The 25,349-nt window shown below is 65.5% G+C and carries 25 protein-coding genes; 16 read left to right on the plus strand and 9 right to left on the minus strand.

All coding sequences use genetic code 11. The annotated features are described in order from the left end of the window. Positions 1-73 precede the first annotated feature (73 nt). From ACUN9Y_RS09860 to ACUN9Y_RS09875, 4 genes are all read right to left on the minus strand, one after another. Positions 74-679 carry a Maf family protein gene (locus ACUN9Y_RS09860; RefSeq protein ID WP_445460532.1) on the minus strand — a complete coding sequence of 202 codons (606 nt, stop codon included), beginning with the start codon at positions 677-679 and terminating at the stop codon, positions 74-76. Positions 680-743: 64 nt separating this feature from the next. Further along, on the minus strand, positions 744-1,232 hold the full coding sequence (gene mreD / locus ACUN9Y_RS09865) for a rod shape-determining protein MreD (RefSeq protein ID WP_445460533.1): 489 nt from the start codon (positions 1,230-1,232) through the stop codon (positions 744-746). Continuing rightward, complete coding sequence (mreC, locus tag ACUN9Y_RS09870; RefSeq protein WP_445460534.1) at positions 1,232-2,122, minus strand: rod shape-determining protein MreC; 891 nt, start codon at positions 2,120-2,122, stop codon at positions 1,232-1,234. The genes mreD and mreC overlap by 1 nt, the downstream gene beginning before the upstream one ends. 72 nt (positions 2,123-2,194) lie before the next feature. Continuing rightward, positions 2,195-3,232 (minus strand): rod shape-determining protein, encoded by a 1,038-nt coding sequence (locus tag ACUN9Y_RS09875; RefSeq protein WP_445460535.1) that lies wholly within the window; start codon positions 3,230-3,232, stop codon positions 2,195-2,197. Between the two features lie 175 nt (positions 3,233-3,407). Between ACUN9Y_RS09875 and gatC the strand changes: the two genes are divergently transcribed. The 4 genes from gatC (at position 3,408) to ACUN9Y_RS09895 (ending at position 7,385) form a co-directional block, all read left to right on the plus strand. Then, positions 3,408-3,695 carry an Asp-tRNA(Asn)/Glu-tRNA(Gln) amidotransferase subunit GatC gene (gene gatC / locus ACUN9Y_RS09880; RefSeq protein ID WP_445460536.1) on the plus strand — a complete coding sequence of 96 codons (288 nt, stop codon included), beginning with the start codon at positions 3,408-3,410 and terminating at the stop codon, positions 3,693-3,695. Positions 3,696-3,770: 75 nt separating this feature from the next. Next, positions 3,771-5,231: an Asp-tRNA(Asn)/Glu-tRNA(Gln) amidotransferase subunit GatA gene (gene gatA / locus ACUN9Y_RS09885; RefSeq protein WP_445460537.1), complete on the plus strand. Its 1,461-nt coding sequence runs from the start codon at positions 3,771-3,773 to the stop codon at positions 5,229-5,231. Beyond that, positions 5,231-6,685, plus strand: a complete 1,455-nt coding sequence (gene gatB / locus ACUN9Y_RS09890) for an Asp-tRNA(Asn)/Glu-tRNA(Gln) amidotransferase subunit GatB (protein WP_445460538.1) — start codon at positions 5,231-5,233, stop codon at positions 6,683-6,685. The genes gatA and gatB overlap by 1 nt, the downstream gene beginning before the upstream one ends. Before the next feature lie 148 nt (positions 6,686-6,833). Continuing rightward, a complete protein-coding gene (locus ACUN9Y_RS09895) occupies positions 6,834-7,385 on the plus strand; it encodes a cupin domain-containing protein (protein WP_445460539.1) in 552 nt (183 codons plus the stop codon). Between the two features lie 113 nt (positions 7,386-7,498). Here the strand turns inward: ACUN9Y_RS09895 and ACUN9Y_RS09900 are convergent, their stop codons facing one another. Genes ACUN9Y_RS09900 through paaN form a run of 3 tightly spaced genes read right to left on the minus strand, consistent with a single transcriptional unit; the run spans position 7,499 to position 10,715 of the window. Continuing rightward, positions 7,499-8,407 carry an enoyl-CoA hydratase-related protein gene (locus tag ACUN9Y_RS09900; protein WP_445460540.1) on the minus strand — a complete coding sequence of 303 codons (909 nt, stop codon included), beginning with the start codon at positions 8,405-8,407 and terminating at the stop codon, positions 7,499-7,501. Beyond that, complete coding sequence (gene paaY / locus ACUN9Y_RS09905) at positions 8,404-9,018, minus strand: phenylacetic acid degradation protein PaaY (protein WP_445460541.1); 615 nt, start codon at positions 9,016-9,018, stop codon at positions 8,404-8,406. Before paaY ends, ACUN9Y_RS09900 begins: the two co-directional genes overlap by 4 nt. Positions 9,019-9,029: 11 nt before the next feature. Beyond that, on the minus strand, positions 9,030-10,715 hold the full coding sequence (paaN, locus tag ACUN9Y_RS09910; RefSeq protein ID WP_445460542.1) for a phenylacetic acid degradation protein PaaN: 1,686 nt from the start codon (positions 10,713-10,715) through the stop codon (positions 9,030-9,032). Between the two features lie 615 nt (positions 10,716-11,330). Here paaN and paaF point away from each other — a divergent pair. The 12 genes from paaF to ACUN9Y_RS09970 all read left to right on the plus strand — a co-directional run bounded on the left by paaF (position 11,331) and on the right by ACUN9Y_RS09970 (position 24,175). Next, entirely contained in the window at positions 11,331-12,104 is a 774-nt protein-coding gene (gene paaF / locus ACUN9Y_RS09915; protein ID WP_445460543.1) for a 2,3-dehydroadipyl-CoA hydratase PaaF, read from the plus strand. A 74-nt stretch (positions 12,105-12,178) separates the two neighbouring features. Continuing rightward, positions 12,179-12,970: a 2-(1,2-epoxy-1,2-dihydrophenyl)acetyl-CoA isomerase PaaG gene (gene paaG / locus ACUN9Y_RS09920; protein ID WP_445460544.1), complete on the plus strand. Its 792-nt coding sequence runs from the start codon at positions 12,179-12,181 to the stop codon at positions 12,968-12,970. A 26-nt stretch (positions 12,971-12,996) separates the two neighbouring features. Continuing rightward, on the plus strand, positions 12,997-14,652 hold the full coding sequence (locus tag ACUN9Y_RS09925; protein ID WP_445460545.1) for a 3-hydroxyacyl-CoA dehydrogenase: 1,656 nt from the start codon (positions 12,997-12,999) through the stop codon (positions 14,650-14,652). 73 nt (positions 14,653-14,725) lie between these two features. Further along, positions 14,726-15,181, plus strand: coding sequence for a hydroxyphenylacetyl-CoA thioesterase PaaI (paaI, locus tag ACUN9Y_RS09930; protein ID WP_445460685.1), 456 nt, complete (start codon positions 14,726-14,728; stop codon positions 15,179-15,181). Beyond that, positions 15,178-16,383 carry a 3-oxoadipyl-CoA thiolase gene (gene pcaF, locus ACUN9Y_RS09935; protein WP_445460546.1) on the plus strand — a complete coding sequence of 402 codons (1,206 nt, stop codon included), beginning with the start codon at positions 15,178-15,180 and terminating at the stop codon, positions 16,381-16,383. The genes paaI and pcaF overlap by 4 nt, the downstream gene beginning before the upstream one ends. 155 nt (positions 16,384-16,538) lie before the next feature. Next, positions 16,539-17,852: a phenylacetate--CoA ligase PaaK gene (gene paaK, locus ACUN9Y_RS09940; RefSeq protein ID WP_445460547.1), complete on the plus strand. Its 1,314-nt coding sequence runs from the start codon at positions 16,539-16,541 to the stop codon at positions 17,850-17,852. A gap of 448 nt (positions 17,853-18,300) precedes the next feature. Further along, on the plus strand, positions 18,301-19,293 hold the full coding sequence (gene paaA, locus ACUN9Y_RS09945) for a 1,2-phenylacetyl-CoA epoxidase subunit PaaA (protein WP_445460548.1): 993 nt from the start codon (positions 18,301-18,303) through the stop codon (positions 19,291-19,293). A 44-nt stretch (positions 19,294-19,337) separates the two neighbouring features. Continuing rightward, on the plus strand, positions 19,338-19,619 hold the full coding sequence (gene paaB, locus ACUN9Y_RS09950) for a 1,2-phenylacetyl-CoA epoxidase subunit PaaB (protein WP_445460549.1): 282 nt from the start codon (positions 19,338-19,340) through the stop codon (positions 19,617-19,619). An 11-nt stretch (positions 19,620-19,630) separates the two neighbouring features. Beyond that, positions 19,631-20,425, plus strand: coding sequence for a 1,2-phenylacetyl-CoA epoxidase subunit PaaC (gene paaC, locus ACUN9Y_RS09955; RefSeq protein WP_445460550.1), 795 nt, complete (start codon positions 19,631-19,633; stop codon positions 20,423-20,425). 108 nt (positions 20,426-20,533) lie between these two features. Next, a complete protein-coding gene (gene paaD / locus ACUN9Y_RS09960) occupies positions 20,534-21,190 on the plus strand; it encodes a 1,2-phenylacetyl-CoA epoxidase subunit PaaD (RefSeq protein WP_445460551.1) in 657 nt (218 codons plus the stop codon). 64 nt (positions 21,191-21,254) lie between these two features. Then, on the plus strand, positions 21,255-22,337 hold the full coding sequence (paaE, locus tag ACUN9Y_RS09965; protein ID WP_445460552.1) for a 1,2-phenylacetyl-CoA epoxidase subunit PaaE: 1,083 nt from the start codon (positions 21,255-21,257) through the stop codon (positions 22,335-22,337). A gap of 449 nt (positions 22,338-22,786) precedes the next feature. Further along, positions 22,787-24,175 carry a hypothetical protein gene (locus ACUN9Y_RS09970; RefSeq protein WP_445460553.1) on the plus strand — a complete coding sequence of 463 codons (1,389 nt, stop codon included), beginning with the start codon at positions 22,787-22,789 and terminating at the stop codon, positions 24,173-24,175. A 130-nt stretch (positions 24,176-24,305) separates the two neighbouring features. On the opposite strand, the gene ACUN9Y_RS09975 is transcribed toward ACUN9Y_RS09970, so the two are convergent. After that, positions 24,306-25,028 carry a transposase gene (locus ACUN9Y_RS09975; RefSeq protein ID WP_445460554.1) on the minus strand — a complete coding sequence of 241 codons (723 nt, stop codon included), beginning with the start codon at positions 25,026-25,028 and terminating at the stop codon, positions 24,306-24,308. Then, complete coding sequence (locus ACUN9Y_RS09980; protein ID WP_445460555.1) at positions 24,976-25,275, minus strand: transposase; 300 nt, start codon at positions 25,273-25,275, stop codon at positions 24,976-24,978. Before ACUN9Y_RS09980 ends, ACUN9Y_RS09975 begins: the two co-directional genes overlap by 53 nt. Positions 25,276-25,349 lie beyond the last annotated feature (74 nt).

A 25,349-nucleotide genomic window follows, 5' to 3' on the forward strand; every position in this document is an offset into this window, starting at 1 on the left:
CAGGCGACATAGGGCCTTATCCGTCAGGCCATGACAAGACCTGGTGAACGCTCTCCCAACGCGAATGCGCGCCTCAGGATAGCTGCCAGGTCGGCACCCCCTGACGCGCCAGCAGTCTCGCCGTCTCGAACAGCGGCAGCCCTACCACCGCCGAATGACTGCCCTCGATGCGTGCCACGAACACCGACGCAAGGCCCTGGATGGCGTAGCCCCCCGCCTTGTCTTCGGGTTCGGACGTGCGCCAGTAAGCGCCGATTTCCTCATCCGTGATGTCGCGCATCCACACCTCCGTGGAGACGGTCGCCTCCAGCATGCCCGCCGGGCCGGTGACCGCCACCGCCGTCAGGACCTGATGGCTGCGCCCGGACAACGATCGCAGCATGGCACGGGCATGGGCTTCGTCCACGGGCTTGCCAAGAATGGTGCCATCCAGCACCACCGCGGTATCCGACCCGAGGGTGGGCAGATCGCTCGAGACGGCGCCGGCTTCGGCCTTGGACCGGGCCAGGCGCGCGACATAGGCCTGCGCCGACTCACCCGGGATGGGCGTCTCGTCGATATCGACCGGGCACAAGGCGACGCTGACGCCGATAGCGCCAAGCAAGTCACGCCGACGCGGCGATGCCGACGCCAGGCACAGCACCGGATCACGCACCTGGCTCGACTGCGCTTCGATCATGGCCCCTTCTCCCCTTGCGTCTGGTGAGAGCGCAGGTCGGATTCGAACACCGCCGCCCCCTGGGTCATTCTCGCACCGGACGTCGTGCCAACGCCTTGAACAGCGTCGCGAGCCACGGCCACAGTGCCGCGCCGATCAGCGACGGCAGCAGGAACGACAAATGAATCGAAAAGGGGCCAAACAGCGTGCGCAGCCATTGCTCGACGAGCTGCACCATGCCCAGCAAGACGAAGATCAGCACCGCCTGCTGGAGCAGCGAATAGGTACGAAAACGCGGATACACCAGGGCCCCCAGAAACGCCAGCAGGGACAGCGTCAGCGCATTCTGGCCGAGGGGCGCCCCTTCGATCAGGTCGAGCAACAACCCCAGCACAAAGCCGTGGAAGACGCCGATGCGATCGGGTTGCTGCATGCACCAGTAGATCAGCATGAGCCCCAGCCAGTCGGGGCGCCACACCTGCCACCCCTCAGCCATGGGCATGACCTGAAGGCAAAGTGCCAGGGCCAGGGTCAGCCACACCCAGATCAGACCAATGCGCGGAGCGACGGCCATTACTCCTCCTCCTCGACGGGCGGCGTGAGCAGCTCGACCAGACGCAGCGCGGCCTCGATCGCCACCGGATCAAGATCAGGATGCCAACGGCCATCGGCCGCATTGAGCGCAGGCTCGGGCGGAAACAACAGCAGGAAATGCCGTGAGCGCTGCAGCTGAGCCACCGGACGCGCCTTGACCGTGGCGAAAGGTTCGCCCGGGTCGTGGGACACCTCGCTCACGCGAGCCACTGGATAGCCCGCCGGGAAGCGCCCGGCAAGCCCGGAACTGACCAGCAGGTCGCCCTCGCGAATGTCGGCGGTATCCGGCACATGCAACACCTTGAGGGCCTCATAGTTGCCGGTACCCTGCACGATGAAGCGCAGGCCATTGCGATTGACCTGGATCGGTAACGCGTGGCTGGCGTCGGTCAGCAGCAGTACTCGACTGGAATACGCGGACAGTTCACTGATCTGCCCGGCAAGCCCCGACGAGTCCATCACCGGCTGGCCGACGTAGACGCCATCGCGCCGGCCCCGATCGATCACCATCTGGTGGGTGAAGGGGTCGGGGTCCAAGGACAACAGCTCGGCGGTCAGGTAAGGAACCTCGCGCTCGCGCCCGGCGTCGAGCAGCTCGCGCAGGCGCACGTTCTCCGCGGTCAGGCTCGCCATGCGCTGAACCCGATGGGACAGCGTCAGCAACTGCTCGCGCAGGCGACGATTTTCCTCCACCAGGGCACGCTGATCCGACAACGCCAACGCCCCCCAGTTGAGCACGTCGCTTGGCAGGCTCACGGCCCACTGAATCGGCGCCACCAGTGTCGACAGCTGGGCGCGCACCGACTCCATGCGAGTGAAGTGGGTGTCCACGAACATCAGCGCGCCGGCCAGCACCGCACACAAAAACATGCGGTAGCCGGGCACTGAGCCGTGAGAGAACAGCGGTTTGATAGGCCGACTCCCTCGAGATCCTGGGCCAGATTAATCGCTGGAGAGCAGCTCGAAGGTGTGCTGATCGATCATCTCAAGCGCCTTGCCACCGCCGCGGGCCACGCAGGTCAGCGGGTCGTCGGCGACCACCACCGGCAGGCCGGTTTCCTCGGCGATCAACTTATCCAGATCACGCAGCAACGCACCACCGCCGGTCAGCACCAGACCGCGCTCGGCGATGTCGGATGCGAGCTCCGGGGGCGACTGTTCCAGCGCGCTCTTGACCGCCGCGACGATGGACCCCAACGGCTCCTGCAGTGCATCGAGGATCTCGTGGGAATTCAACGTGAAGCTGCGTGGAATGCCCTCGGCCAGGTTACGACCGCGCACGTCGATCTCGCGCAGCTCCCCCCCCGGATAGGCGCAGCCGATCTCTTCCTTGATGCGCTCGGCGGTGGCCTCGCCAATCAGGCTGCCATAGTGGCGACGCACGTAAGCGCTGATGGCCTCGTCGAAGCGATCGCCGCCAACGCGAATGGATTCGGAATAGACCACGCCATTGAGCGAGATGATCGCGATCTCGCTGGTGCCGCCGCCGATATCGACGACCATGGAACCCTGGGCCTCCTCGACAGGCAGGCCCGCACCGATGGCCGCGGCCATTGGCTCCTCGATCAGGAACACCTCACGCGCGCCTGCGCCTTCGGCGGATTCCTTGATCGCGCGCCGCTCGACCTGGGTCGACATGCAGGGCACGCAGACCAGGACACGCGGACTCGGCGTCAGGAAGGTGCTCTGATGCACCTTGCGAATAAAATACTGCAGCATCTGTTCGGTCACGGTGAAGTCGGCGATGACGCCATCCTTCATCGGACGAATCGCGGTGATATTTCCGGGGGTGCGACCGAGCATACGCTTGGCGTCGGCACCCACCGCAGCCACGCTGCGCATGTTGCCGGACTGCCGAATGGCGACGACCGACGGCTCGTCGAGCACGATGCCGCGATGACGCACATAAATGAGCGTATTGGCCGTTCCCAGGTCGATCGACAGATCGCTGGAGAACACACCTCTTAAACGTTTGAACATGGAGACGATACCTAGTGCAGACCGGAAACCCTGTGCGGACGCAAACGGTATCACTCACCCCCCCCAGCGGCAAGCGGAAGCCGCGCCGTTGTTGACCGGACAGAGCTGCCCGATGGGCGGCGAATGTGGTACCTTCTGCGGTCATTTCACGGACCCTTCCCTCGAGGAAACGATCATGGCGCTCGAACACGCCGAGGTCCTCCGCGCGGCCCACCTGGCCCGGATCGACCTTTCTGAACACGACGCAAGCCACTATCTCGATGACATCGGCCGCATTCTGGCGATGGTCGATCAGCTCCAGTCACTGGACACCGACGGCGTGGCCCCGCTGGCCCATCCCCTGGATGCCACCCAGCGATTGCGCGCCGACGAGGTCACCGAGACCGACCAGCGCGACAGCTACCAGAGCGTCGCGCCCCAGGTCGAGAATGGCCTGTATCTGGTGCCCCGGGTCGTCGAATGAGCGACCGGCCCGCATCGTCTCCTACCGCTTGAACCATCGCCATTGGCGGAGCCACGTCTTTACGGAGCCAGGCCCATGCATGACAAGACGCTGACCGAGATCACTCAGGCGCTGGCCGCCGGCACGATCTCCAGCCGCGAGCTGACCCAGGATCTGCTCGGGCGCATCGACCGACTCGACGGTCGCCTCAACAGCTTTATCACGATAACCGCCGAGGAGGCACTCAGCGCCGCCGAGCAGGCCGACGCCACTCGCGCCAAGGGCGCTGCCGGCCCACTGACCGGCGCGCCCCTGGCGCTGAAGGACATCTTCTGCACCCAGGGGGTGAAGACCACCTGCGGCTCGAAGATGCTCGAGACCTTCGTCTCGCCCTACGACGCGACCGTCGTCGAGAAGCTCAAGGCCGCCGGCACGGTGAGCCTTGGCAAGACCAACATGGACGAGTTCGCCATGGGCTCCTCCAACGAGTCGAGCTTCTTTGGCCCGGTGAAGAACCCCTGGGACCTCGGCGCCGTCCCCGGCGGCTCCTCCGGCGGCAGCGCCGCGGCCGTGGCGGCAGGCCTGGTGCCCGCCGCCATGGGCACCGACACCGGCGGTTCGATCCGCCAGCCGGCGGCCTTCTGCGGCATCACCGGCCTCAAGCCGACCTACGGACGCGTCTCGCGCTACGGCATGATCGCCTACGCCTCGAGCCTCGACCAGGGCGGCCCCATGGCCCGCAGCGCCGAAGACTGCGCCCGCCTGATGAACGTCATCGCCGGTCACGACGTGCGTGATTCCACCAGCGTCGCCCGCGGCGTGCCGGATTACACCAATGAGCTCGACGCACCGCTCAGCGGCCTCAAGATCGGCCTGCCCAAGGAATACTTCGGCGACGGCCTCGACGCCGGCGTCGCGGCCTCCATCGACGCCGCGATCAAGGAGTTCGAGGCCCTCGGTGCCAGCGTGCGCGAAGTCAGCCTGCCGCACACCGCCTACGCCATTCCGGCCTACTACGTCATCGCCCCGGCGGAGGCATCGTCCAACCTGTCGCGCTATGATGGCGTGCGCTTCGGTCACCGCTGCGACAACCCCGCCGATCTGATCGACCTGTACAAGCGCTCCCGCGCCGAGGGCTTCGGCGAAGAGGTCAAGCGGCGCATCCTGATCGGCACCCACACCCTGTCCGAAGGCTTCTTCGATGCGTACTACACCAAGGCCCAACAGGTCCGCCGCCTGATTCGCCAGGACTTCCTCGACGCCTTCGAAGAAGTCGACGTGCTGATGGGACCGGCAGCGCCGACCCCGGCCTTCGACCTGGGCGCCAAGAAGGATCCGGTGTCGATGTACCTGCAGGATATCTACACCATCGCCATCAACCTGGCGGGCATCCCCGGCATCAGCGTTCCGGCAGGCTTCTCCGGCGCTCGCCCGATCGGCCTGCAGATTCTCGGCACCCACTTCGCCGAGGCGCGGCTGTTGAACGTCGCCCACCAGTTCCAGCAGGTCACCGACTGGCACCTGCGTCGCCCCGACGTCATCGAGGAGAACGCCTGATGCAATGGGAAACCGTGATCGGGCTGGAAGTTCACGTCCAGCTTGCGACCCGCTCCAAGATCTTCTCGGGCTCCTCCACCACCTACGGCGCCGAGCCCAACACCCAGGCCAACGCCGTCGACCTGGGCCTGCCTGGCGTGCTGCCGGTGCTCAATGAGCAGGCGGTGGCCATGGCGCTCAAGTTCGGCCTCGGCATTCACGCCGAGATCCCCGAGGTGTCGGTGTTCGACCGCAAGAATTACTTCTACGCCGACCTGCCCAAGGGCTACCAGACCAGCCAGATGTACCATCCCATCGTCGGGCCGGGGGAAGTCGAAATCTGCCTGGATGACGGTACCTCCAAGGCCATTCGAGTGCACCACGCGCACCTCGAGGAGGACGCCGGCAAGTCACTGCACGAAGACTTCCACGGCATGACCGGGATCGATCTGAACCGCGCCGGGACCCCGCTTTTGGAGATCGTCTCCGAGCCGGACATGCGCTCGGCCAAGGAGGCGGCCGCCTACCTGAAGGCGATCCATTCCATCGTCACCTACCTCGGCATCTCCGACGGCAACATGGCCGAAGGCTCCATGCGCTGCGACGTCAACGTCTCGGTGCGGCCCAAGGGCCAGGAGGCCTTCGGCACCCGTGCCGAGGTCAAGAACGTCAACTCCTTCCGCTTCGTCGAGCGAGCCATCGCCTTCGAGGTCGAGCGTCAGATCGAGCTGATCGAGGACGGCGGCAAGGTGGTGCAGGAGACCCGCCTGTACGACCCCGACGCCGACGAGACCCGCAGCATGCGCACCAAGGAAGAAGCCAACGACTATCGCTACTTCCCCTGCCCCGACCTGCTGCCGGTGGTACTCGACTGCGCCTACGTCGACCACCTGCGCGAGACCTTGCCGGAGTTGCCCGCCGACAAGCGCGCGCGCTTTCAGAACGACTTCGGGCTCTCGGCCTACGACGCCGGCGTGCTGTCGGCCAGCCGTGAGATGGCCGAGTACTTCGAGCGCACCAAGGAGGTCTGTGGCGATGCCAAGCAGGCGGCGAACTGGGTCCAGGGCGAACTCGCCGGGGCGCTCAACCGCGATGGCCTGGACATCTCCGACAGCCCGATCAGTGCCGATACGCTCGGCGCCCTGGTGGCGCGCGTGGTCGACGACACCATCAACGGCAAGGCCGCCAAGCAGGTCTTCCAGGCCCTATGGAACAGCGAAGGGACCAGCGCCGATGAGATCATCGAGGCCAAGGGCCTCAAGCAGGTCACCGACACCGGCGCCATCGAGGCCATGGTCGATCGAGTGATCGCCGATAGTCCGGCCCAGGTCGCCCAGTACCGTGACGCGGAGCCCGACAAGCGCGGCAAGATGATCGGCTACTTCGTCGGCCAGGTGATGAAGGCCTCCCGCGGCACCGCCAACCCGCCGCAGGTCAATGCCCTGCTCAAGGACAAGCTCGACGCCATGTGCTAGCCGAGCCCCGGCGTGAGCATGGCGCGCCGGTGACAGCGTCACGAGGGCATCGGCGCGCTGTCACCCCCTGAAGCAATGCGCTAATGTGCTGGAACCGGCCGGCGGCGACAGCCGCCGGCGGCCTTTCGATCCATTCAAGGAAGCTTCGATGTCCGACGATGTCGGCGCCCGTCTGCGGGCCCTGAGAACGCTGCGCGGCATTTCCCAGCGTGAGCTGGCCAAGCGCTGCGGCGTGACCCACTCCAGCCTGTCGCTGATCGAGCAGAGCAAGGTCAGCCCCTCGGTGAGTTCGCTGAAGAAGATTCTCGACGCCATCCCGATGAGCGTCGGCGACTTCTTCACCATGGATCTCGAGAGCAAGAACCAGGTCTTCTACGGCGCCGATGAGCTCACCGACGTCGGCAGCGGCGACGTGATGTTCAAGTTGATCGGAGCCAACCGCGAGACCCGGGCGCTGTCGTTCATGGTCGAGACCTACCCGCCCGGCACCGACACCGGCCGCGAGATGATCGCCCACCAGGGCGAGGAAGCGGGCGTGGTGCTCGAGGGGGAAATCGAGATCACCATCGGCGCCGAATCACGGGTGCTGACGGCAGGCGAAGCCTACTACTTCGACACCAACGTGCCCCACCGCTTTCGCAACCCCGGCAAGACCCCTTGCCGCCTGGTCAGTTGCGCCACCCCGGCACGTACGTTCTGACAGGCACACCCAAGCCTCAGTAGTACCGAATTGCCTGCCAGTTGCTACAAGCCCCGGACCAGACGGCCCGGGGCTCGTTGTATCTGGGAGCCGCCTGTCACTGCCAAGTCGCATCAACGATGCACGAAGACTGCCGCACGCTTCTCGGCGAAGGCCGCCATGCCCTCGCGCCGATCGGCGAAGTCGAAGGTCGCCTGGAAGGCTCGCCGCTCGTGCACCAGACCGGCAGCCAGACCAGTCTCGAAGGCCTGATCGATCGACTCGCGTATGCGCATCACCGCGGGCCTGGAGTGGCGAGCAATGACTCCCGCCACCTTCATCGCCTCGGCCATCAACTCGCCGTTGGGCACGACACGGGCGACCAGTCCAGCACGCTCGGCTTCCAGGGCATCCATGGTGCGCCCGGTCAGGCATAGCTCCATGGCCTTGGCCTTGCCGATGGCACGGACCAGGCGCTGGGTCCCGCCGGCCCCCGGCATGGTACCCAGCTTGATCTCGGGCTGGCCGAAACGGGCACTGTCACTCGCGAGCAGGATGTCACAGGCCATGGCAAGCTCGCACCCGCCGCCCAGCGCCAGGCCCGACACTGCGGCGATCACCGGCAGCCGGCAGCGCTCCAGGCGCTCGAAGCCGCGACTGCGTTCGAACGGATAGTCGTCGGCATAGAGCGAAGCATGATCGCGGCCGGCCATCTCGCCGATGTCGGCGCCGGCGGCGAACACCTTGCCGCCACCGGTGATGATCACCGCCCCGATGCTCTGCCCAGCGACGGCGCCGTCTTCACCGTGGCCAACAAGGTCACCCTCGGCCTCTCCACCGGCAGGCTCTCCACGACCAGGCGCGTCATGAACAGTCCAGGCACGCCGCTCAAAAGCATCCAGCGCCAAGCCAAGCTCCACCAGTAACTGGTCACAGAGTGCGTTGTGGGCGTCGGGGCGATGCAGCCGAATCACGCCGACCCCGCTCTCGACCCAGGCCTCGATCATCGAAAAAGACCCATCCCTCAAAGGCGACTGGTTCATGGACTCAGCTCCTGGGCCAAGGCCTGCTGCTTGGGCAGGCTGTCGCCAGCGTTGAGTCGCGGCCGGCCTGGCTCCTGCTCCGCCAGTGGCTCGCAGGCCTCGAGATGATCACGACTGCGTTCCACCAGGCGCTGATACTCGCGTGTGCCGCGCCGCTTCCAGGCCACTTCCTGATCCGACAGCGCCCGGCGAACCCGCGCCGGTGAGCCCATCACCAACGACTGCGGCTCACATCGAAAGCCGGTCTTGACGAAGGCCGCCGCCGCCACGATAGAACGCTCTGCGACGTGGGCCTCGTCCATCACCACGGCATTCATGCCGACCATGGCATCACGCCCGATAACGCAGCCATGCAGCACCGCACCGTGGCCGATATGACCATCACGCTCGACCCGAGTGACACCCCCGGGAAAGCCGTGCATGACACAGGTATCCTGCAGGTTGGCTCCTTCCTCCAGCTCCAGGCGACCGAAATCACCACGCATGACCGCGCCGGGTCCGACGTAACACCGCGGACCGACGATCACGTCGCCGATCAACACCGCCGTGGGGTGAACGTAGGCGCTTTGGTGGACCACCGGGGTCACGCCTTCCAGGCGATAGCAGGGCATGGCAAACCTCCTCAGGCCGCGGTGTGGTGACGACGACTCTGGACGACGACGAAGCGGTCGGCGACGAAGGCCAGGTTCGACAGTGAGGCATTGGCCGCCGGATTCCCCCCGGTGGCATGGAAGTCACTGAAGGCCGCCGACTGGTTGACGAACACACCGCCATCCATGTTCAGCGACAGCGGCACGGCGACGTCCATGGCCAGGCGTTCGAAACGCTCCGCGACGGCCTCTTCGGTGGTATAGGCGCCAAGGGTGATGGCGCCCTGCTCGGAAATGACCTCCCGGGCCAGAGCCATGCTGTGATCGGTATCCTCGGTCGCGACGATGAACGAAATCGGGCCGAAGCGCTCCTCGCGATAGGCGGCCTTGTTGTCGCCATCGACCTTCAGCAGCAGTGGCGTGTGCACCCTGGCCTTGGGGAACTGAGCGTGCACCCTGGCCTCGCTGTCGAGGACCACCTCGCCGAGGGCGCGACTCGCGGCGATGCGCTCTTCGGTGGCGCAGGACTGGATGGCGCCGAGCACGGCGCAGGCACGGTCATTGTCGGACAGAAACTTCTCCACCGCCGTGGCAATGGCGGCGGCCACCTCGTCAAAACCGACATGACCTTCCGACGTCTGGATGCCGCCCTTGGGCACATAGATCGCCTGGGTCGTAGTACACATCTGCCCCGAGTAGAGGCTCAAGGTAAAGGCCAGGTTCTGGGTCACCGCCTTGAGGTTATCGACACTGTCGATGATCACGCTGTTGATCCCGGACTTTTCGCTATACACCCGCGCCTGACGGGCATTGTCCTCGAGCCAGTTGCCGAAGGCGCTGGAGCCGGTGAAGTCGATCAGCTTGACCGCCGAGTCGAGCGCCAGGCGCTTGGTCACCGGCGCCGCTTGGGAGTCGGGCACCAGGCTGACGATCCAGGGCGAGAAGCCGGCCTCCGCCAGCACCTCCTGGGCCACCTTCACCGTCATCGCCACCGGCAGCACCGCCCCCGGATGGGCCTTGACCAGCACCGGGTTGCCGGTGGCAAGGCTCGCAAATAGGCCCGGATAGGTGTTCCAGGTAGGAAAGGTGGAACAGGCCACCACCAGCGACACACCGCGCGGCACGATGTGATAACGCTTGTCCAGCACCAGGGGGCCATGCTTGCCCTGGGGCTTCTCCCAACGCGCCTGGCTCGGCACCTGAGACATCGCCTGCCAGGCGTAGGTGACCGCCTCCAGCCCACGATCCTGAGCGTGCGGACCACCGGCCTGAAACGCCATCATCGGCGCCTGCCCACTGGTGTGCATGACCGCCTGGGCAATATCGGGGCTCAAGGCATTGAGACGCGCCAGGATCTCCAGGCAGACCCCCACCCGCGCCTCGACGCCGGCATCACGCCACTCGGGCAGCACCGACCCCATGGCCGACACCAGCGCATCGGCATCGGGCCGCGCATAGCTCACACCAAGTTCGAAGCCGTAAGGCGAGACCTCCTCCCCCACCGACTCACCGCTGTCGACACCGCCTGGCAACGATAGCGCGAAGGGCTTTCGTAGCATCTGTTCGAACCGCTGCGGTGCTCCCTTCACGGCATCATCGGGGTACTGCTTGAGGCTTTCGGGATAGGGCGTCCAGAAGCCGCGATCGGCAATGGCCGCCAAGGCCTGGTCGAGGGTCTCACGGTGACGCTGGAACATCTGTTGGGCAACGGAGGACATGGCACGGCTCCTGATACAGGGGAGAAGGAAGCTATTTTTGATACCCTATGGAACAAAAATGCTACACATAGCGTAACGGTTCATCAAACGCTTCCGAACCAGACACAGAACCGAAAACTCATTCCTTTTCGCAGCAAATCAACATAATAATGTTATATTACAAAGAGATAACGCCAAAAGTTGAGTTAAAAACACGCTACCTAAGACCATGGTCTAGTCTGCCGCAACGGCACGACACATACCTTTCTTACCATTGTTTTTTAACACTATTTTTCATTGACCACCAAAAAACGACACAATAGCCGAAAATATCAAATTTGATCTGTGTCATATCATGATTATACTTTTCCTCGTATCGCGAAAGCCTTGCGCCCTCTCCTCACCGGTCACTGTCCAGGACGGCAAGGGACGACAACGCAGATACGCCGAGCGCCTGCGGCTATCCGAAGACAGCGCCTGCGGCTGCCCGAAACCACAGCGCCTGCGGCTGCCCGAAACCACAGCGCCTGCGGCTGCCCGAAGACCCAGCGCCTGCGGCTAACCGAAGACACAGCACTTGCGACAAACGCTAAGACACAGGCCTCCGCCAGAGAGCGCCCCAACAAGAGATTCGCCATGAGCCACCCCCTGATCATCGACGGCCCCGAGCGCGGCGTACTGCGCCTGACACTGAATCGCCCCGAGGCCCGCAACGCGCTCACCACCACCTTGCTGCGCGCCATCGCCGAGGCGCTCGCCGCCGCGGCCACCGACGACAAGGTGGGTGCGGTGGTGCTGACCGGCGACCAGCGTGCTTTCGCCGCCGGCGCCGACATCAAGGAAATGGCCGAACGAGACCTGGTCGGCATGCTCAACGATCCACGCCAGCGTCACTGGCAAGCCATCGCCGACTTCCCCAAGCCGATCATTGCCGCGGTCAACGGCTACGCACTCGGCGGGGGCTGTGAGCTGGCCATGCACGCCGACATCATCATCGCCGCCGACACCGCGCGCTTCGGCCAACCCGAGATTCGCCTCGGCATCATGCCCGGCGCTGGCGGCACCCAGCGCCTTGTGCGCGCGGTCGGCAAGTCGCTGGCGAGCCAGATGGTTCTGACCGGCGAGGCGATAGACGCAGGTCGCGCCCTGGCGGCCGGCCTGGTCAGCGAGATCACCCCACCGGAACTGACCCTCGAGCGTGCCACCGCCATCGCCGAGACCGTCGCCGCCCAGGCACCGCTCGCCGTACGCCTGGCCAAGGAGGCCCTGGCCAAGGCCGGCGACACCGACCTGGCCACGGGCCTGCGCTTCGAACGCCATGCCTTTACCGTGCTGGCGGGCACCCAGGACCGCGACGAGGGCATTGCCGCCTTCCACGACAAGCGTGCGGCAAGGTTTCTGGGGCGCTGATCGCCGGCCGCCCCTGAGCATGCCCCGCTTCTCGCCCCCTCCGCCTGCAAGACCGATATCACAAGGACCGCAACATGAGTGAAGCCACTGTTCTCTACCGCGTGGAAGATGGCCTGGCGCGCCTGACCCTGAACCGCCCCGAACGACTCAACAGCTTCAACGGCGAGATGCACGAGGCTATGGCCAAGGCGCTGAAGGACGTCCAGGCCGATGCATCGGTGCGCTGCCTGCTGATCACCGGCAACGGTCGAGGCTTCTGTGCAGGCCAGGACCTGGCGGATCGTCAGGTATCCCCCGGCGATGGCGCCCCCGACCTCGGCGAATCCCTGGAGACACGCTACAACCCGATGCTGCGCACCCTGAGGGCTCTGCCGATGCCGGTAGTCTGCGCGGTGAATGGTGTCGCCGCCGGCGCCGGCGCCAATATCGCCCTGGCCTGCGACATCGTGCTTGCGGCCCGTTCGGCGAGTTTCCTGCAGGCCTTCTGCCGACTCGGCCTGGTGCCGGATTCCGGCGGCACCTGGAGCCTTCCCCACCTCGTCGGCATGGCCCGGGCCAAGGGCTTGGCACTGCTTGGCGACAAGCTCAGCGCCGAAAACGCCGAGCAATGGGGACTGATCTGGCGCTGCGTGGACGACGCGGCGCTGGCCGACGAATCCCTGAACCTGGCCCGCCATCTGGCCACCCAGCCGACCCAGGGACTCGCGCTGATCAAGCGCGCCCTTCACGCCAGCCAAGAGCAGAGCTTCGATCAGCAACTCGATCTCGAACGCGACTTCCAGCGCCTCGCCGGACGCAGCGACGACTACCGCGAGGGCGTCAACGCCTTCATGGAAAAACGTGCACCGGTGTTTTCCGGTAAATGATCCTCACCGCACCACAGGAGAGCCCCATGGCCCCCGTCAACGCGCCCGCTATCGCCTCCTCCACGCCCTCCAAGACTCCCGCCAAACCGCTCGATCTCGGCGCGGTGGTCGGAGTTATCGGCGCCGGAGCCATGGGCGCCGGTATCGCCCAGGTGGCGGCCCAGGCCGGCCATCGGGTCAAGCTGTACGACAAGCGCGAGGGCGCGGCCGATGACGGCAAGGAAGGTGTGCGCAAGGCCCTGGAGCGACGCGTCGACAAGGGCAAGATGCCGGCCGAGGAGGCCGCCGCGGTCCTCGAGCGCCTGGTCCCCAGCGCAGACATCGACGCTCTCGCCGACTGCCGGCTGGTGATCGAGGCGGTGGTGGAGGACCTGCCGATCAAACGCCAGCTGTTCCAACGCCTAGCGGAGATCTGCGGCCCTGACGCGCTACTGGCCAGCAACACCTCATCGCTGTCGATCACGGCCATCGCCGCCGGTATCGAACACCCCGAGCGCATCGCCGGCCTGCACTTCTTCAATCCGGCGCCGGTCATGAAGCTGGTCGAGGTCGTATCGGGGCTCGCCACCGGCGATGACACGGCCGCGATTCTTGTCGCCACCGCCGAGCACTGGGGCAAGGTCGCGGTCAAGGCTCGCTCGACGCCTGGCTTCATCGTCAATCGCGTGGCTCGCCCCTTCTACGCCGAGGGCCTGCGCCTGCTCGAGGAAGGCGCGACGGACGCCGCCACCCTGGACCACCTGATGCGGGGTGCCGGTGGCTTCGCCATGGGCCCGTTCGAGCTGATGGACCTGATCGGCCAAGACGTCAACTACGCGGTCACCCGATCGGTCTTCGATGCCTACTACGGTGACCCGCGTTTCACCCCGTCACTGACCCAGCAGGCTCTGGTCGAGGCCGGACGCCTCGGGCGCAAGAGCGGCCAGGGCTTTTTCGACTATCGCCCCGAGGCCCGCGCCCCACGGCCAGCCCTGGCACCTAAGGTGCAGGTTGCGCTACCCGGGCTGCAGGTCATGGGCACCGGCGGCCCCCTGGAGGGGCTGGTTCGGCGCGCCGACGCTGCCGGTGTCGATGTCATCAGATACAGCGATTCAGCGCAGAATAACGGGGACTCACTCGCCCCCTGCCAGCCCCACCTGGAACTGCGACTGGGGGAATTGCGCCTGAGGCTTTGCGATGGCCGCAGTGCCAGCGAGTGCGCCCGCGACGAGGGCCTGACTGCCCTGGTGTTGCTCGACCTGTGCCACGACTATGAAAGCGCCAGCAGCATTGGCCTCGCTGCCAGCCATGCCACCACCGACGCCCAGCGACGCCTGGCGACGGCGCTCCTCCAGCGCCTGGAACTGGACGTCGCCTGGCTCGACGACATTCCCGGCCTCGTCGTGTTGCGCAGCGTCACCATGCTCGCCAACGAAGCCTTCGACGCCTTGCACACCGGCGTCGCCAGCCAGGCCGATATCGATCGCGCCATGCGCTTCGGCGTGAACTACCCCGTGGGGCCATTGGACTGGGCAGAACGCCTCGGCCTGCCCTTCGTCCATGCCTGCCTGAGCCATCTGCAACAAAGCTATGGCGAGCCCCGCTACCGCCCGTCCTTCCTGCTGCGCCAGCGCGCCCTTACCCCCCTTTGGCCCAGCGCAGACGCCCGGCCTTCGACCACGGAGAACCGCCATGCCAGCTAATAACGCGCGCCCCGATAGGGCCGGCACGACGCCCACCACGCCGACAACGCCCCCCATCACTAGGGCCGACTCGATGCCCGCCTGCCACGACCTTGGCCCCCAGGCTCTGGCCGAGGCCTGCGCCGAGGCCATGTTCGCCCGCGACCAGGCCAGCCAAGCGCTCGGCATGCGCCTTGTCGAGGTAGGCCCGGGACGCGCCGTGCTGGCGATGACGGTGCGCGAGGACATGCTCCAGGGCCACGGCAACTGCCACGGAGGCTTGCTCTTCACCCTGGCCGACTCGGCCTTCGCCTTCGCCTGCAACAGCTACGACGAAGCCACCGTCGCCGCCGGCTGCAGCATCGACTATCTCGCCCCGGCGCAACTCGGCGACGAACTCACCGCCAGCGCCATAGAGCGTAGCCGCCGGGGCCGCACGGGGCTCTACGACATCACTCTGAGCCGCCAGAATGGCGAGCCGGTCGCCCTGTTTCGCGGACGCTCTCACCGCCTTCGCGGTAGCGTTCGCCAGCCGGGAGCAAGCTCATGAGCCAGGCCCTGATCATCGACGCGCTACGCACCCCCATCGGCCGCTACGGCGGTGCCCTGGCCGCGGTGCGGGCCGACGACCTCGGCGCGGTGCCGATACGCGCACTGCTCGAGCGCCACCCCGATCTCGACTGGCGCCGGATCGACGATGTCTTCTATGGCTGCGCCAACCAGGCCGGCGAAGACAACCGCAACGTGGCTCGCATGTCGGCGCTGCTGGCCGGACTGCCGGTGGAGGTTCCGGGCACGACCCTGAACCGGCTGTGCGGCTCGGGTATGGATGCCATCGGCAATGCCGCCCGCGCCTTGCGTTGCGGTGATCTGGGCCTTGCCGTGGCTGGCGGCGTGGAATCCATGTCACGCGCGCCCTTTGTCGTCGCCAAGGCTGAGCAGGCCTTCAGCCGAACCAACCAGATGCATGACACCACCATCGGCTGGCGCTTCGTCAATCGCCGCCTCGAGGCCGAGTATGGCATCGATTCGATGCCCGAGACCGCCGAGAACGTTGCCGAACGGTTCAAGGTGGCTCGCGCCGACCAGGACGCCTTCGCCCTGCGAAGCCAGCGCCGTACCGCCGCCGCCCAGGAAGCCGGACGCCTGGGCGACGAGATCGTCGCGGTGCGGGTGCCTCGGCGCAAGGCCGACGATCTGGTGGTCGAGCACGATGAGCACCCCCGCCCGGCCACGACCCTCGAGCAACTGGCGTCCTTACCGACGCCGTTTCGCCAGGGCGGCAGCGTCACCGCCGGCAACGCCTCCGGTGTCAATGACGGCGCCTGTGCACTCTTGATGGCCTCCGCCGACGCCGCCCGCCAGCACGGGCTCACGCCGCGCGCCCGAGTGCTCGGCATGGCCACCGCCGGCGTCGCCCCGCGGATCATGGGCTTCGGGCCGGCGCCTGCGACACGCAAGGTACTCGCCCAGACCGGCCTGCGCCTTAACCAGATGGACGTCATCGAGCTCAACGAAGCCTTCGCCGCCCAGGCACTCGCGGTGATGCGCGAACTGGGCCTCGCCGACGACGCCGAGCACGTCAACCCCAACGGCGGCGCCATCGCCCTGGGACACCCATTAGGCATGAGCGGCGCGCGACTGGTAACCACGGCGCTGCACGAACTGGAGCGGCGCCAGGGCCGCTACGCCCTTTGCACCATGTGCATAGGCGTGGGCCAGGGCATCGCGATGATTATCGAACGTCTGTAGCACCCCGCACACAGGTGCGACGCCAACGGGACGCCGGCAGATTGCCCCCCACACCGAGCATCGCCGGCTCTCGGCTTCACCCCCTGACGCTGTTGCCAGACAGACTGGCCAGCAAAACGGCTTATCACGACAACAAGATCGCATTGGAGCCTGCCATGACCCTGACCGCCGAACGCCTCACCAGCCCGGAACTCGAAGCCATCGAGACCGCCAGCATCGATGAACTGCGCAACACCCAGCTCAAGCGCCTGCGCTGGAGCCTCAAGCATGCCTACGACAACGTGCCCCACTACCGCCGCCGCTTCGATGACGCCGGCATCCACCCAGGCGACATCACCCGCCTGGAAGATCTTGCCCGCCTTCCCTTCACCACCAAGGCGGATCTGCGCGACAACTATCCCTTCGGCATGCTCGCCACCCCCATGAGTGACGTCGTGCGCATCCATGCCTCGAGCGGCACCACCGGCCAGCCCACCGTGGTCGGCTACACCCAGAACGATATCGACACCTGGGCCGATGTCGTGGCGCGCTCGATCCGGGCCGCCGGCGGCTCACGCAACGACAAGATTCATGTCGCCTACGGCTATGGCCTGTTCACCGGCGGCTTGGGCGCCCACTACGGCGCCGAGCGACTCGGTTGTGCGGTCATCCCGATGTCCGGCGGCCAGACAGAGAAGCAAGTACAGCTGATCCGCGACTTCGGCCCCGAGATCATCATGGTCACGCCCTCCTACATGCTCACCCTCGCCGACGAGATAGAGCGTCAGGGCATCGATCCCCGGACGCTGCCCCTGCGCACCGGCATCTTCGGTGCCGAGCCCTGGACCGATTGCATGCGCGAGAACCTCGAACGCCGCCTCGGCATCGACGCCCTCGATATCTACGGACTGTCCGAGGTCATGGGGCCCGGAGTGGGCATGGAGTGCCTCGAGACCAAGGATGGCCCGACCCTCTGGGAAGACCACTTCTACCCCGAGATCATCGACCCGGTCAGCGGCGAGGTGTTGCCGGACGGCGAGTACGGCGAATTGGTGTTCACGACCCTGACCAAGGAAGCAATGCCGGTGATTCGCTACCGCACCCGGGACCTGACCCGACTGCTGCCTGGTACCGCCCGCCCCATGCGCCGCATCGACAAGATCACCGGGCGCAGCGACGACATGCTGATCATCCGCGGCGTCAACGTGTTCCCGACCCAGATCGAGGAGCAACTGTTGAAGATCAACGCACTCTCGCCCCACTACGAGATCGAAGTGCGCCGGGATGGCAACCTGGACATGGTGCTGGTGCGGGTCGAGGCGGCAAACGACGACATCGCCCTTGACCCCAGTGCCTGCGATCGCCTGCAGAACGAGTTGCGTCACGCCATCAAGACCCACATCGGCATCTCGACCGACATCGAGGTGTGCTCTCGCGATCAGGTCATGCGCTCCGTCGGCAAGGCCAGGCGGGTCAAAGACCTGCGCTAACCCCGACCAGCCCTGGGCGCGACACCGCGCTGTCGCGCCCAGTCGTCTTCTCGTCTTCCCTCGTGCCGAGACAGTGCCGAGACGGTGCCGAGACAGTGCCGAGACGGTGCCGAGACGGTGCCACGACGGTGCAGCGACCGAGGGCATTGCCCGCTGCAGGCGCCAAGTATCGTGATACAAGATCCATATAAAAATTTCGATCAACGCTTACAAAAATCCTGCTAACCGCCATCTGCATCCGACCAGACGACAGATCCCGGCCAGTCACAATTCGGCCTTAACAGGCAAAAAAAGCCTTGATCCCGCATTTTATGGCGCCAGTCAGCACCCGCCGCGACCAAGGTATAAACTGACACACCAAATTTTATATTGATAGCATATCGTGTGTCATTATACTGGACACTATTGATGGTCGCCGCTACCAGGCGTCCATGACGAGGAGGACACCATGTACGCCCAGCTCGTGGAAACCGGCAGCAAGCGGCTCAAGACCCTCGAGGAGATGAGCCCAGAGGAGCGCGAATTCCAGCAGCGTATCGATGACGAGATCAAGATCGAGCCCAAGGACTGGATGCCCGACGCCTACCGCAAGACCCTGGTGCGCCAGATCTCCCAGCACGCCCATTCGGAGGTGGTCGGGATGCTCCCGGAAGGCAACTGGCTGACCCGGGCACCGACGCTCAAGCGCAAACTGCAGCTGATGGCCAAGATCCAGGACGAAGCCGGTCACGGCCTCTACCTGTACAGCGCCATGGAGACCCTCGGCGCCGATCGCGACGAAGAAATCGACAAGCTCCACGACGGCCGCGCCAAGTACTCGAGCATCTTCAACTACCCGACCCTGAACTGGGCCGACATGGGTACCATCGGCTGGCTGGTCGACGGCGCCGCCATCGTCAATCAGGTTCCCCTGCAGCGGACCTCCTATGGCCCCTATTCCCGCGCGATGATCCGTGTCTGCAAGGAAGAGAGCTTCCACCAGCGCCAGGGCTACCAGATTCTGCTGACCCTGATGCAGGAAGGCACCAAGGCCCAGAAGACCATGGTCCAGGACTCCATCAACCGCTTCTGGTGGCCCGCCCTGATGATGTTTGGCCCGTCGGATGACAAGTCACCGAACAGCGCCCAGTCCATGGCCTGGAAGATCAAGCGCCACAGCAACGACGAACTGCGCCAGCGCTTCCTCGACCAGACCGTCCCTCAGCTCGAACTGCTCGGCTGTCGTGCGCCGGATCCAGATCTGCGCTTCAACGCCCAGACCGAGCATTGGGAGTTCGGCGAGATCGACTGGCAGGAGTTCTTTGACGTGGTCAAGGGCGACGGGCCCTGTAACGCGGAGCGGGTCAGTGCCCGTCGCCGCGCCATCGACGACGGCGCCTGGGTGCGCGAGGCCGCCCGTGTTCACGCCGCGAAGCGTCGAGGCCGCCAGCACGCCGCCTGACGCGCAACGAATGCCCCATCACCCACCACCTGCGAGGAAGCCCCATGGCTGACTGGCCCCTGTACGAAGTCTTCGTGCGCTCCAAGCACGGCCTGAACCACAAGCATGTCGGCAGCATCCATGCCGCCGACCCGAAGATGGCATTGGAGAACGCCCGCGAGCTCTACACCCGACGCAACGAAGGCGTGAGCCTGTGGGTGGTGCCGGCGGCACAGATTACCGCCTCCACCCCCGATGAGAAGGGGCCGCTGTTCGACCCGTCCAACGACAAGGTCTACCGCCACGCCTCCTTCTACGACCTGCCCAAAGAAGTGGGCCACATGTGAGGGAAACCGCCATGCCATCCTCAAGCCCTGCGGCTCGCCCCAACGCCGACCAGGCCGCGCTCGCCGACTATCTACAGCGCCTGGCAGATACGACCCTGATTCTTGGTCAACGCCACGCCGAACTATGCGGCAAGGCCCCGGCCCTGGAGGAAGAAATGGGCCTGCTCAATGTCGGACTCGACCTGTTCGGCCAGGCTCGCAACTGGCTCGACTACATCGCCGAACTGAACGCCGACGGTCGCGATGCCGATGACTTGGCGTTTCGTCGAGACGCCAGTGAGCTGCGCAACCTGCTGTTGGTGGAGCAGCCCAACGGCGACTTCGCCGATACCATGGCGCGACAGTTCCTGTTCGATGCCTGGCACGTGCCGATGCTCGACGCATTGGCCCGGTCCACAGACAAGCGCGTGAGCGAGATCGCCGCCAAGTCGCTCAAGGAAGCGACCTATCACCTGCGCCGTTCCAGCGCCTGGGTGATCCGCCTCGGCGACGGCACCAACGAGAGCCACCAGCGCATGCAGCGCGCCATCGATACCCTGTGGCGCTTCAGCGGTGAGATGACCCGCTACGACGAGGTCGACTCTGCGATGGAGGCTGCCGGCATCGCTCCCCGCGCCGAGACACTGGCCGAGTGCTGGCACGACACCGTCACCCGAGTGCTCGATGAAGCCACCCTGAGCCACCCGGGCGACGACGCCTGGATGTACAGCGGTGGCAAGGTCGGGCACCACACCGAACACCTGGGCTTCCTGCTGGCGGAGATGCAGTTCTTGGCACGGGCCTATCCAGACGCCAAGGCCTGGTAGCGGGCGCCAGCGCCGGATTCGAGCCATTCGCCTGGCAACCCATCATCAGCGCGGCTCTCTCGCCCCTTTTGGTGCCGCCATCCGCCAACACCCGGCACGGAGACGACCATGACAGACCTTCTGCCTCAGACCATGGCTGCGCATACCCGATCATTCGGCCAGTCGCCCGAATCCCCTCGCCCCGGCACGGCGGCCATGGCACGCCACGACAGCCTCGACGACTGGCCTTCGACCAACCTGATCGGCAGTGATCGTGCATCCCTGGCCAAGGCCGGGCCCATCGGCGACGAGGATGCTGTGCTGGCGGTACTGTCCGAGGTCCTGGACCCGGAGGTCCCGGCGGTCAACGTGATCGAGCTCGGCGTCGTACGAGAGATCGCCTGGCAGGACGGGTGGCTCAAGATCGGCGTCACACCGACCTACTCCGGTTGCCCCGCCACCGAGGTCATCGAGCAGTCGATCGAGCAGGCACTGGTCGACGCGGGCTACCCGGCGGTACGCATCGAACGTCGACTGTCGCCTGCCTGGACCACCGACTGGATCAGCACCACGGGCCGCGACAAGCTCCGTGCCTACGGCATCGCACCACCGGTGGGCAGCGCCGACAAGCGCTCGCTGACCGGCCTCGATGAGCCCCGTGTCACCTGTCCACAATGCGCCAGCACAGAAACCGAAAGGGTCAGCGAGTTCGGCTCCACCGCCTGCAAGGCGCTGTATCGCTGCCGCACCTGCCTCGAGCCCTTCGACTACTTCAAGTGCCTGTAACCACGATCAGCAGCCCCATGAACCCGACGCCGAGCCGCCACCGACATCCGACGAGACCTTCACCATGAGCCGATTCCACCGCCTTACCGTCGAGGATATCCGCAAGGAGACCCGGGACGCCGTGTCCATAGCCTTTCGAGTGCCGCCCGAGCTGCGCGAGGCCTTTCGCTTCACCCAGGGCCAATACCTGACCCTGCGTCGCGACATTCAAGGCGAGGACGTTCGCCGCTCCTACTCGATCTGCACGGGCGTGCAGGACGACGATATCCGAGTGGCGGTCAAGCTGGTCCCCGGTGGCGCCTTCTCGACCTTCGCCAACGAGGCCCTGGCAGTGGGCGACAGCCTCGAGGTGATGCCTCCCCAGGGCAAGTTCTTCGTGCCCCTGGACCCGAGCCGCCACGGCCACTTCCTAGCAGTGGCCGCCGGCAGCGGGATCACCCCGATTCTGTCGATCATCGCCACCACCCTGGAAACGGAACCCGGCAGCCGCTTTACCTTGCTCTACGGCAATCGCTCCACCGCCGGCACCCTGTTCCGCGAGCGCCTGCAGGATCTCAAGGACCGCTACCTCGAGCGCCTCAATCTGATCTACGTGTTCAGCCGCGAAGCGCAGGACGTCGATCTCTACAACGGCCGCATCGATGACGAAAAGTGCCGTGCCCTGTTCGATCGCTGGGTCGACGTCACTGGCCTCGATGCGGCCTTCCTGTGTGGCCCTGAAGACATGACCGGAATCGTGCGCCGGGCGCTTCAGGACCACGGCATGGCGCCGGAACACATCCACCGCGAGCTGTTCGGTACCGCGCTGCCCACCGCCGGGGCCAGGCAACGCCCGGCCAACGGCTATCGTCGCCCCGGTGAGGGTGACGCCCATATCAAGGTGATCAGCGATGGACGGGTCGTCGAGTTCGACATGGCCCACGACGCCGAGAGCATTCTCGAGGCCGGCAACGCCCAAGGCGCGGACCTGCCGTTTTCGTGCAAGGCCGGCGTGTGCTCGACCTGCCTTGCCAAGGTGGTCGAGGGCGAGGTGGAGATGTATGCCAACCACGCCCTTGAGGACTACGAGATCGAGGCCGGCATGGTGCTGTCATGCCAATGCCACCCGATCAGCGACCGCGTGACCCTGAGCTTCGAGGACCACTGAGACACCGCCCCGGGGCCTAGCGCCGCGCCTCCTCGTCTCGAGGACCATCGCGACACCGCTCCGGGCATAGCGCCGAGCCCCTCGTTTCGAGGACCACTGAGACACCGCCCCGGGGCCTGGCGCCGCGCCTCCTCGTCTCGAGGACCATCGCGACACCGCTCCGGGCATAGCGCCGCGCCTCCTCGCTTCGAGGACCACCGCGACACCGCTACGGGCATAGCGCCGAGCCCCCTCGCTTCGAGGACCACCGCGACACCGCTCCGGGCATAGCGCCGAGCCCCCTCGCTTCGAGGACCACCGCGACACCGCTCCGGGCATAGCGCCGAGCCCCCTCGCTTCGAGGACCACCGCGACACCGCCACAGGCATCGTGACGAGCCTCCCCCTGACAGCTCGCCGCGGCGCCCGCATCGCCCGACACAACAATGCCAACCAAGAGGACGACACGCCATGTCACTCAAGCGCGCCCACGGCGACATCCAGCCCGGTCTCAAATGGGGCCCCTTCACCCTGCGCATTCCCGGCATTCACGTCGACCTGACCCCCAGCACCCATCTCCAGGGCGGCCTGCTGCTGCTCGCCACCGGGGGCGCCACGGCGCCACTACTGGTGCAGTACTTCGGCGTATCCTTCGACATCGCCTGGACCGTCATGCTGGTAATGTTCTTCTGGGTCTTCGCTCAGACCTTCCTGTTCGGCGATGTCTATTCGGCGGGCGGCATCGCCGCCGGACTGCCCTTGACCATCGTCTTTCTCGACAGCCTGACGCCAGGGCCAGAGGCCGTCCGGGCGATGATCGCAATCACCCTGGTGGTCTCGGCGCTGTTTTTGTTCTTCGGCCTGTCGCGACTCGGCGAGCGCTTCAATCGCATGGTGCCCGGACCACTCAAGGCTGGCATCATCATGGGCGCCGCCGTGGCCGCCTTTCGCTCCGAACTCGGCCGACTCGACAGCATGCCGCTGACGCTGGTGACCGCCTGGGCCGTCGTGCTGACGCTGATGTTCTCGGTGCCCTTCGCCCGCCTGCCCAATACCCGACTCAAGACCCTGGTGGGGGCCAATGCCATGCTGGTCGCCTTCATCGTCGCAGGCGTCGTGGGACTCGTCAGTGGTGAACTCGAGTTCACCATCGAATGGGGCTTCTTCGTCCCGCCGCTGGGCGCTACCCTGGACGCCCTGGCGCCCTGGTCGGTGGGCATGCCGTCCTGGGACATGATCCTCACCGCGACCCCCATCGGCGTGATGCTCTACATCCTCGCCTTCGGCGATCTGCTGGTCGCCGATACCCTGCTTCACGAGGCCGACGACGCCCGCGGCGACGAAAAGATCGACATCGACCTGACCCGCAGCCACTACGTGCTGGCGATTCGCAACCTGGCACAGATGGTGACGGCGGGTCCGCTGGTGATGCTCCATGGGCCGATCTGGACCGGGGTTCAGGTGTTTCTGATCGAGCGCTACAAGAAGGGCCGCCAGGTGATGGACTCGATCTTCACCGGCACCACCAACTTCTACCTGATGGCCATTCCACTGGGGCTCTTGATGCCGGTGCTGGGGCTGATCACCCCGATGCTGCCGGTGGCACTGTCGGTCACCATCATCCTGACCGGCTTTGCCTGCGCCTTCGTCGCCATGGCCATGGTCCACGACAACGTCGAGCGCGGCGTCGTGCTGACCATTGGCATGCTCACCGCCACCCTGGGCCCCGCCTGGGGCATTAGCGCGGGTCTGATCCTCTGTGCCGTGCTGCTGGGCCGCCGAGGCTTGCCAGGCGATGCCGACGACAAGACACCCGAAAGCCCAGCGCCTGACAGCAAGGCCACCGTTGACGCGTCCTAGAACGCACACACGTCGACACCTTACTGACGGCGGCATCCAAGGGGGGCCGAGAGCCCCCTTTCGCCAAGCCAGACACCCCTGCTGACCGAGTTGAACCCACGCTACTTGTTCGCACTCACGCGGCTTCGAATCACGAAATCGCATCCTGGCCATCACGGCCCTCCGCCCCCTGCCCGATGAGGTTCACCGCAACTGATATGCTAACCCACCCAAATGATTGCTCTTCAGGCCATTCGCAATGCTGTTTACAGGGCAACATTGCAGCCCTTGGTTTGAAATTCTGCCCCATCACAAACGGTTCTTCGTCGTTTCTCTTGGATTTGGCGTGATCGAGCAAACGGCACACCGAGCTGCCAATCAGATAGATCATGGCGATGACGTTGGCGTCGTTCCGGTAGCCGCGTGCGCGTGATTGAGCAGCCTGGAACAAGCCGCCCATCCCTTCCAATCGTGCATTCGTCAGTTCCGAGATCCATCGCCTGGTTACCGAGTCGACGTGTCGCTCCAGCGTCGACAGGGCCTTTCCCATTGGCTTCAAAAGAGGCTTCTCCGAGACCGCTGCACGCATGACCTTGAGGTAATTCGTGATGCGCCACCGAGCCGCTCGCGGAGGGGCCTTCTGGATCCAGCGCAGCTTCTCCTTGCTCACCCAGGCATCGAACGTGGCGACCTGATCGGCCACCAACTCCTGGAGCGCCGCCAGTTGCTTGGGCGTCAGGTTCTCGTTTCCCAGGCTTTCCAGCCGTGCCCAGCGCAGCGACTTGGGCTGTCCCTGCTCCCGGTGCTCCTTGTTGCGCACCTCATCCAGCCCCTTGGTGAAGGTCTGCGCGATATAGGACCAGTCGACCGTCACCTCGTCGTTGGTGAGGTTCTAGGCAACGCCGCTGAGAAAGGCCTGAGACATGTCGCGGTCCACCAAGCACATTGTCCGGATCGCCGCCATGCGCCGCCAAGAAGGCGCTGAATGCCTTGATGGCGTCCTTGCTGTGGCCCGGGACGGCGAAGATCACCGGCCCCTGCTTGCGCTGAATGTCGAGAAGCACCGTCACGTAGCGCTGGCCGCACCGGGACGCCGTTTCATCGACGCCGACGGTGGCCACGTTGCTCAGATCCAGCTCCCCCTGCGTGCGGCCGACGTAGTGGTGCGATGCATCACAGTCGCTTGTCGGTGTTC

This window comes from Halomonas sp. V046, assembly GCF_052645355.1.

Excerpts from the sequence above, each read along its gene's own strand:
- ACUN9Y_RS09860 (WP_445460532.1), bottom strand. The coding sequence starts at position 679 with ATGATCGAAGCGCAGTCGAGCCAGGTGCGTGATCCGGTGCTGTGCCTG.
- mreD (WP_445460533.1), bottom strand. The coding sequence starts at position 1,232 with ATGGCCGTCGCTCCGCGCATTGGTCTGATCTGGGTGTGGCTGACCCTG.
- mreC (WP_445460534.1), bottom strand. The coding sequence starts at position 2,122 with ATGTTTTTGTGTGCGGTGCTGGCCGGCGCGCTGATGTTCGTGGACACC.
- ACUN9Y_RS09875 (WP_445460535.1), bottom strand. The coding sequence starts at position 3,232 with ATGTTCAAACGTTTAAGAGGTGTGTTCTCCAGCGATCTGTCGATCGAC.
- gatC (WP_445460536.1), top strand. The coding sequence starts at position 3,408 with ATGGCGCTCGAACACGCCGAGGTCCTCCGCGCGGCCCACCTGGCCCGG.
- gatA (WP_445460537.1), top strand. The coding sequence starts at position 3,771 with ATGCATGACAAGACGCTGACCGAGATCACTCAGGCGCTGGCCGCCGGC.
- gatB (WP_445460538.1), top strand. The coding sequence starts at position 5,231 with ATGCAATGGGAAACCGTGATCGGGCTGGAAGTTCACGTCCAGCTTGCG.
- ACUN9Y_RS09895 (WP_445460539.1), top strand. The coding sequence starts at position 6,834 with ATGTCCGACGATGTCGGCGCCCGTCTGCGGGCCCTGAGAACGCTGCGC.
- ACUN9Y_RS09900 (WP_445460540.1), bottom strand. The coding sequence starts at position 8,407 with ATGAACCAGTCGCCTTTGAGGGATGGGTCTTTTTCGATGATCGAGGCC.
- paaY (WP_445460541.1), bottom strand. The coding sequence starts at position 9,018 with ATGCCCTGCTATCGCCTGGAAGGCGTGACCCCGGTGGTCCACCAAAGC.
- paaN (WP_445460542.1), bottom strand. The coding sequence starts at position 10,715 with ATGTCCTCCGTTGCCCAACAGATGTTCCAGCGTCACCGTGAGACCCTC.
- paaF (WP_445460543.1), top strand. The coding sequence starts at position 11,331 with ATGAGCCACCCCCTGATCATCGACGGCCCCGAGCGCGGCGTACTGCGC.
- paaG (WP_445460544.1), top strand. The coding sequence starts at position 12,179 with ATGAGTGAAGCCACTGTTCTCTACCGCGTGGAAGATGGCCTGGCGCGC.
- ACUN9Y_RS09925 (WP_445460545.1), top strand. The coding sequence starts at position 12,997 with ATGGCCCCCGTCAACGCGCCCGCTATCGCCTCCTCCACGCCCTCCAAG.
- paaI (WP_445460685.1), top strand. The coding sequence starts at position 14,726 with ATGCCCGCCTGCCACGACCTTGGCCCCCAGGCTCTGGCCGAGGCCTGC.
- pcaF (WP_445460546.1), top strand. The coding sequence starts at position 15,178 with ATGAGCCAGGCCCTGATCATCGACGCGCTACGCACCCCCATCGGCCGC.
- paaK (WP_445460547.1), top strand. The coding sequence starts at position 16,539 with ATGACCCTGACCGCCGAACGCCTCACCAGCCCGGAACTCGAAGCCATC.
- paaA (WP_445460548.1), top strand. The coding sequence starts at position 18,301 with ATGTACGCCCAGCTCGTGGAAACCGGCAGCAAGCGGCTCAAGACCCTC.
- paaB (WP_445460549.1), top strand. The coding sequence starts at position 19,338 with ATGGCTGACTGGCCCCTGTACGAAGTCTTCGTGCGCTCCAAGCACGGC.
- paaC (WP_445460550.1), top strand. The coding sequence starts at position 19,631 with ATGCCATCCTCAAGCCCTGCGGCTCGCCCCAACGCCGACCAGGCCGCG.
- paaD (WP_445460551.1), top strand. The coding sequence starts at position 20,534 with ATGACAGACCTTCTGCCTCAGACCATGGCTGCGCATACCCGATCATTC.
- paaE (WP_445460552.1), top strand. The coding sequence starts at position 21,255 with ATGAGCCGATTCCACCGCCTTACCGTCGAGGATATCCGCAAGGAGACC.
- ACUN9Y_RS09970 (WP_445460553.1), top strand. The coding sequence starts at position 22,787 with ATGTCACTCAAGCGCGCCCACGGCGACATCCAGCCCGGTCTCAAATGG.